Source organism: Candidatus Kryptonium thompsonii (assembly GCF_001535985.1).
GTDB lineage: Bacteria > Bacteroidota > Ignavibacteria > Kryptoniales > Kryptoniaceae > Kryptonium > Kryptonium thompsonii.
On record NZ_CZVS01000062.1, the window covers coordinates 1 to 11,300 of the forward strand.

Annotated in this window: 12 protein-coding genes; all 12 read left to right on the forward strand. The window is 36.9% G+C overall.

All coding sequences use genetic code 11. The annotated features are described in order from the left end of the window. Nucleotides 1-24 precede the first annotated feature (24 nt). Nucleotides 25-642, forward strand: a complete 618-nt coding sequence (gene rsmA / locus AWW78_RS08520; RefSeq protein ID WP_075426224.1) for a 16S rRNA (adenine(1518)-N(6)/adenine(1519)-N(6))-dimethyltransferase RsmA — start codon at nt 25-27, stop codon at nt 640-642. Nucleotides 643-764: 122 nt separating this feature from the next. Then, entirely contained in the window at nt 765-1,616 is an 852-nt protein-coding gene (locus AWW78_RS08525; protein ID WP_176693889.1) for a phosphatase PAP2 family protein, read from the forward strand. Next, a complete protein-coding gene (locus AWW78_RS08530; RefSeq protein ID WP_047134894.1) occupies nt 1,576-3,534 on the forward strand; it encodes an OPT family oligopeptide transporter in 1,959 nt (652 codons plus the stop codon). The genes AWW78_RS08525 and AWW78_RS08530 overlap by 41 nt, the downstream gene beginning before the upstream one ends. Nucleotides 3,535-3,592: 58 nt before the next feature. Further along, on the forward strand, nt 3,593-4,597 hold the full coding sequence (locus AWW78_RS08535) for a porin family protein (protein WP_141651967.1): 1,005 nt from the start codon (nt 3,593-3,595) through the stop codon (nt 4,595-4,597). Between the two features lie 135 nt (nt 4,598-4,732). Beyond that, nucleotides 4,733-5,170 carry a molybdenum cofactor biosynthesis protein MoaE gene (locus AWW78_RS08540; RefSeq protein WP_075426225.1) on the forward strand — a complete coding sequence of 146 codons (438 nt, stop codon included), beginning with the start codon at nt 4,733-4,735 and terminating at the stop codon, nt 5,168-5,170. A gap of 65 nt (nt 5,171-5,235) precedes the next feature. Beyond that, on the forward strand, nt 5,236-5,970 hold the full coding sequence (locus tag AWW78_RS08545) for a sulfite exporter TauE/SafE family protein (protein WP_075426226.1): 735 nt from the start codon (nt 5,236-5,238) through the stop codon (nt 5,968-5,970). Next, nucleotides 5,946-7,142: a molybdopterin molybdotransferase MoeA gene (locus AWW78_RS08550; RefSeq protein WP_047134896.1), complete on the forward strand. Its 1,197-nt coding sequence runs from the start codon at nt 5,946-5,948 to the stop codon at nt 7,140-7,142. Before AWW78_RS08545 ends, AWW78_RS08550 begins: the two co-directional genes overlap by 25 nt. Then, on the forward strand, nt 7,143-7,736 hold the full coding sequence (locus AWW78_RS08555) for a molybdenum cofactor guanylyltransferase (RefSeq protein ID WP_047134897.1): 594 nt from the start codon (nt 7,143-7,145) through the stop codon (nt 7,734-7,736). 267 nt (nt 7,737-8,003) lie between these two features. Then, nucleotides 8,004-9,491 carry a sodium:solute symporter family protein gene (locus AWW78_RS08560; RefSeq protein WP_047134898.1) on the forward strand — a complete coding sequence of 496 codons (1,488 nt, stop codon included), beginning with the start codon at nt 8,004-8,006 and terminating at the stop codon, nt 9,489-9,491. Continuing rightward, nucleotides 9,488-9,640 (forward strand): hypothetical protein, encoded by a 153-nt coding sequence (locus AWW78_RS10590; RefSeq protein ID WP_176693890.1) that lies wholly within the window; start codon nt 9,488-9,490, stop codon nt 9,638-9,640. Before AWW78_RS08560 ends, AWW78_RS10590 begins: the two co-directional genes overlap by 4 nt. Nucleotides 9,641-9,716: 76 nt before the next feature. Further along, a complete protein-coding gene (locus AWW78_RS08565) occupies nt 9,717-10,508 on the forward strand; it encodes a hypothetical protein (RefSeq protein ID WP_047134899.1) in 792 nt (263 codons plus the stop codon). A gap of 165 nt (nt 10,509-10,673) precedes the next feature. After that, on the forward strand, nt 10,674-11,300 hold a 627-nt coding region (locus AWW78_RS08570), incomplete at its 3' end, for an AMP-binding protein (protein WP_047134900.1).

Sequence of the window (11,300 nt, forward strand, 5' to 3'; positions counted from 1 at the left end):
TAGAGAGCTGTTGATTTTTTAAAAGTGAGGTTTGGTGCCGAGGAGCTTGTTCGTGAAGATAGGATAGAGATTATTCATCAGGATTTTCTCAAACTTGATTTAAAAATGTTCGAGGGATTTGGGAAGGTAAGATTGATTGGGAACATACCGTATAGCATCACAAGTTCAATCATCTTTAAAGCGATAGAGAATCGAAATTTGATAAAAGATTTAACGATCATGGTTCAGCTTGAGGTTGCGATGAGAATTGTCTCAAATCCGGGTGTCAAGGATTATAGCATACTTTCAGTACTGTGTCAGGCGTATTCAAAGCCGGAGATTTTATTCAGGGTTTCGCGGAATGTTTTTTATCCAAAGCCCAAAGTTTCATCGGCTGTAATACGACTTGATTTTGAGAAAGGTGAGCTTTCCGAAAAAATAATTGATGATGCTTTTTTTAAGAAAATCGTTAAGACCGCTTTCAACAAAAGACGAAAAATTTTGAAAAATACACTTGCAGAGTTGTTTGATGAGGAGACGCTTTCGAGATTAAATTTTGATTTGAGCCTTAGGCCTGAGCAGTTAAGCGTTGAGGAGTTTATCGAGCTTTCAAATATGCTTTATGAGATTTTGGAAGAAAAAAACAAAGAAGGCGGTAGATGAATTACCTTACAAATTTACGCAATCTGCACCTTGGGGACATTGTAAACATAGTTTTTTATCTTTTTTTAGTTTTTATTGCGGTGCTCTTTTCCCATCAAATAAAAATTTTGTGGTTGATTGTTTTGTTTAACCTTTTAGTTACTTCTTTCATCATATATGTGGCTGTGAAGTGGGAAAGTTCTGGAAATCCTGATTTTTTTTCTGCTAAAAGATTTATCAGGGAGTGGTATCTTGTTCCGCTCATCCTTTTAACATTTAAAGAAATTTACTTTTTCATCAATCTTCTTAATTTGCCCGACTATGATTGGATCTTGATAAAAATCGATTACATGCTCTTTGGCGCTCATCCAACTTATGTTTTAGATAAAATTTCCAATCCAATTTTGACGGAGATTTTGCAAATTGTCTATTCAACATTTTACTTTCTCCCGATAATACTTGCCTATGATTTTTATCGAAGAGGTGATATCAAGGGGTATCGCTATGTGATGGGGACGGTCGTTTATGGGTTTTACCTTTCATATATCGGTTATTTACTTGTTCCAGCGATTGGTCCAAGGTTTACGCTTCATGATTTTTCGAGGCTTGATGAAGAACTCCCAGGGCTATTCTTAACTAAGGCGCTTCGCTGGATAATTAACACTGGGGAATCGATTCCGCCCGGCGTTCCAAATCCAGTTGATTATGCTCAAAGGGATGCTTTCCCGAGCGGTCACGCACAGCTTACACTCATCATTATGTATCTTTCTGTCGTTTTGAACTCAAGAACGAAGTATTTTTTGATCCCGACGGGCATTTTGTTAATTTTTTCAACTGTTTATCTTAGGTATCACTATGTCATCGATTTGATAGCTGGGTTTTTATTTGCTGTTTTCACAGTTGCTACATCGCCATATCTTTTTAATCAATGTGAAACAAAAATAGGATTGAGGAATGCAAGGGAAGACCGAGTTCAAGCCGTATGTTCCAGCTGAAACGAATTTGCCAGAGTTGACTTTGAGATCGATTTTTTTAGGTGTGATAATGGCTGCGATTCTTGGTGCAGCAAATACATACATTGGTTTAAAAGCAGGGATGACGATTTCAGCAACTTTTCCAGCTGCTGTTGTTGCGATGGCAGTGATGAGAATTTTGCGTGGTTCAATTCTTGAAGAGAATATAACCAGAACAACTGCATCTGTGGGTGAGGCGCTTGCAGCGGGGGCAATTTTTACTATACCTGCTTTTGTTATATCAGGCGTTTGGAATGATTTTAACTATTGGGAAAGCACAGTGATAATGCTTGTTGGTGGAGTGCTTGGGGTTTTGTTCATAATTGTTTTGAGAAAACCACTTGTAAATGATCCGGATCTTCCATATCCAGAAAGCGTTGCATGTGCTGAGATGGTGAAGGCAGGTCAGAAAGGAGAAACAGGGGCGAAGTATGTTTTCAGCATGATGGGAGTTTCTGCTTTGATTGAGTTTTTTAAAAATAATCGTGGAATGAAATTATTTGAAGAGACAATAAGTGGATTTGTTGAGTTTGGGCGCTATAAAATTCAACTTTTAAGCGGTTCAAATCCCGTTGGGAATGCTCAAACATATACAGGTGGGGTATTTCTCTCAACGCCTGTCGCTTCGCCCGCTTTAATTGGTGTTGGGTATATAATTGGTCCGAGGTTATCCGCAGTTGCGTTCTCAGGTGGTGTTCTTGGATGGTGGCTTTTTATTCCTCTTGCTATATTTTTCAATGTTGGGGTTGGCGACTTAATTAAAAATGGAGCCGATTGGGAGTCTTTGACGAATGCTGTATGGTATTATCAAGTTAGACCAATTGCGGTTGGTGCTATGATAGTTGGAGCTTTTCATACTCTTTGGGGGATGAGGAAACAGCTTATTCAAGGCATAGCCAAAGGCATAAAAGATGCATCTCAAATCAAGATAAATAAATTTGCATATTCAAGGCTTGAAGATGATTTGCCGATTACGTCTGTAATTGGGGCTATTGTTTTGCTTATAATTCCAGTTGTCTTGATTTACTTTTATTTCACGAAAAATTTACTTAGCGCTGTGGTTGCGGGCATAGTTATGAGCTTAACGGGTTTTTTGTTTTCAGCTGTTGCGGGTTATCTTGTTGGGGTTATGGGTGGTTCAAATAATCCGATCTCTGGACTTACGCTTTCATCTCTCGTTATATCGGCGGTTTTAATGGTTGCTTTAGGAGTGAAGGGAACCGCTGGAGTTGGGGTTGTTCTTGGCGTTGCAGCGGTTGTATGTTCAGCACTTGGCATTGCTGGAGATATGCTTCAAGATTTGAAGGTTGGTCAGTTGCTCGGTGGGACGCCAAGGAAAATGCAGATCGCTGAAATAATAGGGGTTATATTCACTGCGCTTGTTCTCGTTTTTCCGATGGCTATACTTCATAAGGGAACGGAGGGAGGGATCGGTGGTAAATATCTTCCAGCGCCACAAGCGGGATTGATGAGTGTGATGTCAAAAGGGATTGTTAGTGGGGAGATTGCATGGCCGTTGATAATTTTTGGCGGTGTTCTCGCTTTTGCGTTAATCTTACTTAAAACGCCATCGCCAACTCTCATCGCAGTTGGAATGTATCTTCCTTTTGAGACGACATCTGCTATATTTGTTGGTGGCTTGATAAAGTACATTGCTGATTTAATAGCGAGGCGAAAAGCTCATACTGAATCTGAATTCGTTAAGATAGAAAATCGGGGCATATTGCTTGCTTCAGGGCTTGTGGCTGGAGAATCAATCATGGGAGTTTTGCTTGCCGGTTTATATCTTTTGAATGTAAATCTTCCGCATATTTCAGAGAATCCGTTCATAGGGCTTTTGGTTTTTCCACTTGTTGCATTGATTTTAATTTTTATCCCGATGGGAAAAGTGAGGGAATGAGTTTCAAAGGTTGGAGTGTTTGCTAAAACTTCAACTTAAAAAACAAAAAAATTAAACTATGAAACACATAAAATCATCCCTTTTCGTCCTGTTTGCTTTATTAACTTTATCTCACTTCATATTTTCTCAGGTTAAAACAAGTGGTTACTTACAGTATATGTATCAAGCTGTATTTGAAGAAAATAAAACCAAAGAAACATTTACACCCGGAGTGATTAACCTTAAGTTTAGCGGAGCCCTAAGTGAGAATGTTAAATGGGAAGTTCAATTCGGTGTTAAGGAGATGAGCTTTAATAAGTTTTTAAAAGATTATTGTATTGAGCTTATAGACCCGATACCTGGTGTTAAAGGACTTGAGGTAAAGTTCGGGCAATTTAAATATTACTGGTCAATTGAAAGAAAGGAAGGTTCTTCTGAGAGGAAAACTATTTATCGATCTCAAGTTGTTTCAGCGCTTGTTGCTGACAGAGATCGTGGGCTTGAAATTTCTTATACAGGCTTAAAGAACTTACGCTTAGCTTTAGGACTCTGGAATGGAGAGGTTGTTTATAAAAATTTGGGGACAATTTATGAAACGATTGATTACACAAGAAATCTTGACGACTCTGGGGCGAAGAAAGATATAACTGGATTTGCAAGCTATAATTTTGAAATTGACAAAAATAACGCTTTAAGTTTGAACGCTGGTTTTCTTGCTGGTTCGAACGATAGATTGAATGTAAGAGATAAGAAAAGATACACTCTTGGTTTGGATGCATTTCTCGTAAATAAAAATTTGCATTTGCGAAGTGAATTTATAGGTGGCAGAGATGACAATGTTAAAAAGCAAGGTTATTATTTACAGCTTAGTTATAAGTTCTTTGACTATCTTGAACCAGTTGTAAAATATGAGTTGTGGGATAACAATACCAATGTTGAGGGTAAATCTGAGTGGTTAACACTTGGACTTTATTCAAAAGTGCTTAATTATGTCGTTTTTAGGTTGAATTATGTGTTAAAAACTGAGAAGCCAATCAATGTTAAAAATGATGAATTGATGTTCATGGTTCAAGTGAAGTTTTAAAATTTGGTTTTCCCCACGACAAGGCTTGGAGCTTAAGATGGAATTTTTAGTTTTCAGCAGACTTAAGGAAATCAATTTTGAAGCTGTTGATCATGAAATTGCTTTACTATCACCAATAGCAGGAGGATAATCAATATGGCGGAGAATTTGAAATATATAACCTTTGAAAGAATAGATATAAACTCTACATTGGATGTATTCACTGATGGTTTTCCTAAATGTGGTTCTGTGGTGATCTTTGAGGGGCGGGTAAGAGCTGATAAGATTGATGATGCGGTGGTTGAAAAAATAATTTATGAATCGTATATTGAGATGGCAGAGAAAGAGTTTGAAAAGATAGAAAAAGAAGCGATTGAGAGGTTTGGAGTGGAGAAGGTTATAATAAAACACAGAATCGGTGAGGTAAAGGTTGGGGAAGTCGCTTTGCTTGTTGCGGTTTTGTCGGCTCATAGAAAAGAAGGATTTTCAGCAATTCAATATGTGATTGATGAGGTGAAGAGAAGAGTTCCGATATGGAAAAGGGAAATTTTATCTGATGGAAAAACAAGATGGGTGGAAGAACACGGTCATTGATTGATGTCATATCTTTAAGGTTATTAAGTTTGTACCACATAAAGAGAAATAGTAAAGTTTGAATTATGGTTTTAGCTATTTTTCTTTTTTTCCTAACTGCACTTGTTTATTCAATGGTTGGGCTTGCTGGTGGAAGTGCATATGTTGGGATACTCGCATTATTAAATACCGACGTTCGTTATATACCTTCAACCGCTCAATTTCTTAACATCGTTGTAGCTTCAATAGGTTTTTTGAATTTTAAAAAACATTTTGATAAGAGGAAGTTTAAACTTATTGTGCTTATCTATTTTTTAGGAATCCTTGGGGTAATTTGGGGAACGGAGATCGCCTTAAAAGAGAATGTATTTTTCATCGTTCTTGGGGTTCTTCTTATAACTTCATCTTTGGTGACATTTTTGAAAAATTATATTCCAAGGATTAACTTTAGGTTAAATCATTCCTTTCTTCCTGTTATAAGTTTCATTTTAGGTTTTTTAACCGGTCTTTGTGGAATAGGTGGAGGAATTTTTCTTTCCCCTATTTTATTTTTTGCGGGTTTTCCAGTAAAGGAGATAGCAAGTATAACGACCCTTTTTATATTTTTAAACTCCGGTGTTGGATTTGTTAAAAATGCTATTGTCGGAAGAGTTGATTTTCTCCTTTCTATTTCGCTTGGTTTTGTTGTTGCTTTGGGTGGTTTTTGTGGCTCTTACCTTGGTTCATCAAAATTGAGTTCAAAATTACTTGAAAAAATTCTCATATTTATAATTGCAATAATAGGAGTAAGGTTGCTATGGAAAGGAATAACATCTACATAACTTTTGAAGAAGCACAAAGACTTTTGCTTGAAAGTGTAAAGCTAAATAAAAGCGTCAAGGTTCCGGTTAAGGAATCCCTTGGGTGTATTCTTTCAGAGAATGTATATTCTCCGATAGATCTACCGCCTTTCACAAATTCAGCGGTTGATGGATATGCGATAAATACAGATGAAATCTCAGAGCTTCCGGCAAAGCTTGAGGTGCTGGGTGAGGTAAGAGCGGGCAAATCAAAAAGGTTTAGTATTTCTAAGGGAGGAGCTATAAAAGTATTTACAGGTTCACCAATACCAGATGGAGCGGATGCGGTTGTGGAGGTTGAACGGGTTGAAACTAAGGATAATTACATAATCTTAAATGAAAAACCGAAAAAGTGGAAGAACATAAGATTTCATGGTGAAGAGATAAAGAAAGGTGAAAAAGTTCTTGAGGCTGGGGTGGAAATAACACCACAGGTTGCTGGCTTTTTAAGCATAATGGGAATAAAATATGTCAAGGTATATAAAAAACCAGATGTCTTTGTTATAGTGACGGGTTCCGAGATTGTAGAACCAGGGAGAAAATTAAAATATGGTCAGGTTTACGATGCGAACTCAACTTCACTTTATACTGCTTTGACCAAAATCGGGATAAAACCGAAGATAGAGCGTGTAAAAGATAATTTCAAAGATGTGAAAAATGCGTTCAAGAGGGCTTATAAAAGCTCTGATATAATTATTTTCACAGGGGGAATATCTATGGGTGATTATGATATGGTTAAGATTTTGGTTCAAGGGGAAGGCGTAAAAAGAATTTTTTATAAGGTGAGACAAAAACCAGGAAAGCCTTTATTCTTCGGGAAGAAAGGTAGGAAATACATCTTTGGCATTCCTGGAAATCCAGCAGCTGTTTTGACCTGTTTTTATGAATATGTCTTACCAACTATAAAGAAAATGATGGGTTATAAAGATGTTTTACTGAAAGAGGAAGAAAAAATCTTATCTCGGGATATAAAGAAAAAGGGCGATAGATTATACTTTTTAAGGGGCAAGATTGAGGGGGATTTTGTTATACCATTACCAAATCAGGAATCACATATGCTTTCTTCTTTTGCTGTGGCGGATTGCTTGATCCTTGCTCCGCAAGGAGTAGAATTAATAAAACAGGGTGAGAAAGTAAAAATTCATAGACTTTAAATGATGGTGAAAACTACTGGTGCAGTTTTAGCTGGAGGAAGATCGGAGAGATTTGGAAGTGATAAAAGATTTTTCAAGTTTGGCGATAAAACATTGATTGAAATCGCTTGTGAAAAGATTAAAAATTTTGATGAAAAATGTTTATCTATTGACAGGGGATTTGACATTAAAAGTTTGCCAGAAGTTGCTCATGACTTTAAGGTGATAATAGACAAGTTTGAAAATAAAGGTCCTTTGGTTGGAATATATTCTACGCTTATTGAAGTGGAAAGTGAAGGCTGTGTATTCATCCCTGTAGATATGCCCTTGATTCCTGGCGAATTATTGAATTATATGGCTAATTTTACGGGGTATGATGTTATTTATTTGAAAAGTGGTGATAGGGTTTATCCATTACCTGGGTATTATTCAAAAAGATTGGTTGCTTTAATTGAGAGAAACATAAAGTCGGATAAGTTATCACTTATGGAGTTGATATTTAAAGGCGAAGGTATAAAAGCGTTGGAGATAAGCTATTGGGATTTAAAAAAATTCGGTGAGCCAGATAGATTCCTTTTGAATGTGAATAAGGTCGATGATATCTTGGGGATATGAGGGTATATAAATTGAAATCGTTGCTTTTTTGTTGTGTTGGTTCGGCTATGAAGGTTACAAATTACTATTTGAAAATATGAATTCCTTTACATTCATAGAAGTTTCATGTATTTTCAATTGTTTTTGTGCCGAGGCATAAAAAGTTTGATTACTGTGAAGAAATTAATACACTTTTTAAGTTTTTCATTTCTTGCTAAATTTAAAGAGCTTGTGGTGTTTGCATTTGTAAATTAAAGGCATGAGTCCTTAAAAAATATAGAGTGAATAATGAACTTTACACTGTTCGATTGGGCAATATTGTTTTTATATCTTGCCTTTTCAGTTTTCATTGGCATAAGGGCGAAAAAGTATGTTGAGGATATGGAGGCGTATTTTGTCGCTGGAAGAAGGGTTAGAGTAGCGCTTGGTTCGGCGACTTTAATTGCAACTGAGATAGGGATAGTTACATTTATGTATCTTGGTGAGATAGGTTATTTAACTGGTTTTTCAAGTTTCGTTCTTGGCGTGATAGGTGCAGTTGCATTTCTTATAATAGGTAAAACTGGGTTTATTGTCTCAAGATTGAGGAAATTAAAAGTTATAACGATTCCAGAATTTTACGAGTTGAGGTATAGCAAGGGGGTTCGATTATTGGGGGCTATAATTCTTTTTATGGGTGGAGTTCTAAATATGGGTGTGTTTTTGAAGTTTGATGGTTTATTCCTTGGTGAGGTTATGGGGTTTGGGGTGAGCAGAGATGTTTTGTTCATCATTATGACTGTTATGTTGATAATAGTTATAAGTTATACAGTTCTCGGTGGTATGTTTTCGGTAATCATAACTGACTTTATGCAATTTATTGTGCTTTCGTTTGGGATGTTTATAACGACTTTTTTCATTTTAAAAAGTGTTAATTTATCTGATGTGGCTCACGCTGTTTTGAATTACTATGGGGAGGAAGGTATAAATCCTGTTTTGAATTCAAGATTTGGATGGAAATTTTTGCTCTGGATGTTGATCGCTAGCGTCACAACATCTGGATTATGGCAGCCAGTGACATCAAAGTCGCTTTCAGCTGAAGATGAAATTGTTGGAAGAAAAATTTTTACATATACTGGGCTCACGCTTGCAGGAAGGTATATGATTCCAATGTTTTGGGGTGTATGTGCACTTTCAGTTTTTGGTCCTAGTGTTAACTCTCAAATAGCGATGCCTAAATTAATTGCTCATGTTGTTCCTACTGGATTCTTGGGGCTTTTAGTTGCAGGGATGCTCGCTGCTTCTATGTCAACATATAGCGCATATTTGCTTGCATGGAGTTCGGTTGCAACGAGGGATATAATTCAGCCGCTTTTTAAGAAAGACCTTGGTGAAAAGGGATCAATTAATGCGACCAGGGTGGTTGCGGTTTTAATTGGTTTATATCTTCTCTTTTTTGGTTTATTCTATGAGATACCAACCACAGCTTTTCAGTACATCGCTGTTACAGGTGCTATGTACACTTCAGGGGCTTTTGGATGTGTCGCTGGTGGGTTATATTGGAAAAAGGCGAATTCAACGGGCGCATATGTTGCACTTATAGCTGGAGCGGTGTTTCCCCTTGTATTTTTGATTTTGTCATTGTTTAAAAACTTCATACCTGAGACTTTACATTTTCTTCTTGATGTCAATCTTTCAGGTTTTTTAAGTTTTATACTTGCTAGCATTGGAATGGTGGTTGGCTCTATTTTAAGTGGTAAAACAAATCCACCAAAAGAGATAAATTTTGAGAAATGAATTACGGAGCTATCTTTTGGATTGTCGTTTATTTGATTTCAACGGTTTTATTTTTTGTGGTTGCTGGCATTATAACATTTGTCGGTTTGATGGACTTAAAGTTTTTGACAAGGGGACGGAAAATACAGGCTGACAAAAGTGATAATTAAAATATTTGAAACTGTTTTAATCCTATCCATTGTTAATTATTAACGAGGGTTAAAATAAAAGTCGAGGTATTTAGAAATGCAAAGTGGGGTCAAACTTGACCGCAGAAATTTCATACGCATCATCACAACTATTTCGCTCCTTCCGCTTTTTAAGGCTTGTAAGTTGGATGATTTAATTAATCCCAACCCTTCACCCGAGAAGCCGAAAGTTGACTTAATGCTTGAGGGGAGCGAGGAGGAGATCGCTTGGAAGGTGAAAAATCAATATGAAAACATTAAATCAATCTATGAACAGCAAGGCAAGGAATTTAAAATTGGTTTTGAATACGGGAATGGATATGGAGTTTTAAGGTTGTCTTTCGTCAAGGATGATTTAGCAACTTATCCACATTTAAGGATCGTGAACGATTTAACGGGAGATAGGGCAAATATCTTATGGGGGATGGATGGGATTTATCCATCAATTAAGTTTGTCGATGACTCAGGCGAAACTATAGTTAAGAATGGTTATAAGCTTGAATTTCCGTTAAAGCTTGCTGGGTCAGGGAAGACTACAAGCTCGGTAAATTCTGCTCGGGATTGGCTCATGATTGGGATAAAAGTTTTTGCGGTAGCGTTTGCAATTTGGTTTGGGTTGTCGATAAGCAAGTTTATAATTTCAGCGATTGCATTTGTTGCCTTCAATGCGATGGTCATTGGTCTTATTATGATTGGTTTAAGTGTCATAATTCCTCTTGTTAAATGGATACTTGATGTGACGGGTATAACCCTTGATGATGTGATTTCTTTATTTAAAGAAGCATTTGACTTGTTTGTTTCAACACTTCGTTCAATAGTTGATTATTTGAAAAATTACTTCGGTGGATAAGCGCTGGAGTGCGATTTACTTATCCTGCCCATTTGGTTTTCTGATGCTGTTTTTAAATTTGTCGGGTGCACTTTCGGTTTTTGGTGGGCAGTTAAAGTTTTTTGTTTTTATATGGAAAATTTTTAAAATTAACAGTGGAGCAAAAAACAAACTCGGGGAGGATGTATGCAGAACTTTCAAAATCTTGCCGAGCTTTTTGAGTTTGGGGTAAAAACCTACCGAAATCCCAAACTTTTAAACTACAAGTCATCTGAGGGGGTATGGAAATCAATTTCAGCTGATGAGGCATTAAATCGTGTTAAAAACATTGCGCTTGGACTTTATCAAATTGGAATTGGACACGGTGATAAAGTTGCACTTTTATCCGAAAGCCGTCCAGAGTGGACGCTAACAGATCTTGGGATTATTTCACTTGGTGCGATTGATGTTCCGATTTACACAACCCAAGCTTTGCCCCAAGTGGAGTTTATTCTCAAAAATTCGGAGTCAAAATTAATTTTTATTTCAACGAAACAACTTTATGAGCGAGTTTTACCGGCGCTTCGAAATGTTGGTTTAGCGGATAAGGTGATCACATTTGAGAAAGTTTCCGATGATATTATGACACTTGAACAGCTTGAGGCAAAGGGGGAAAAGCTTAATAAGGAAAACCCAGAGCTTTACGATCAGCTTAAATCGAAGGTAAATCCTGATGATCTTGCAACGATAATTTACACATCTGGAACAACCGGAGATCCAAAGGGGGTTATGCTTACGCATTCAAATCTTATTTCAAATGCTGTAACTTGCGCT